Source organism: Desulfocastanea catecholica (genome assembly GCF_054657295.1).
The window spans coordinates 1-427 of the sequence record NZ_BAAHYZ010000136.1 but is presented as its reverse complement, the minus strand read 5'-3'; the positions used below and the strand labels follow the sequence as shown (position 1 = coordinate 427).

1 protein-coding gene is annotated in these 427 nt (G+C 37.2%); it reads right to left on the bottom strand.

The features are described from left to right. Positions 1 to 99 precede the first annotated feature (99 nt). Positions 100 to 342 carry a CopG family transcriptional regulator gene (locus ACYQ8U_RS23220; RefSeq protein ID WP_459947929.1) on the bottom strand — a complete coding sequence of 81 codons (243 nt, stop codon included), beginning with the start codon at positions 340 to 342 and terminating at the stop codon, positions 100 to 102. Between the last annotated feature and the right edge of the window lie 85 nt (positions 343 to 427).

The window sequence follows — 427 nt, the reverse complement described above, 5'->3', positions numbered from 1 at the left end:
AGGAATTGTTATGTTTGACAAACAAGACCGTCTTTTGATGGTATTTGTCTGATGAGTCGAAGAGTGCGATTAAAGGACCACTGTCGATTAATATTTTACTCATGTCCTCTTGGCTTTAATTTTATCTTTCAGAATATTTTTTCTATTTGAAGACAAATCATCGCGGCCACTGGCATATTTGCCGAACAAGTCCTGACCGGTTTCCCAAGAACTTTGTTTTTCTACCTTTTCAAGGTAACTAACGAGACTTTTTCGAATCAACTCTGACTTCGAAAGGCCGAGATTTTTTGCTGTAAGAGATACTTTTTGTTCCAATTTTGGATCAAGTCTTAATGTGATCATAGCTCACCTCCGTATTACGGATTGTAATACGGAGGTCGTTATCTGTCTAGAGTTTTCTTTGTGATCAGCAACCGATTAATCATAA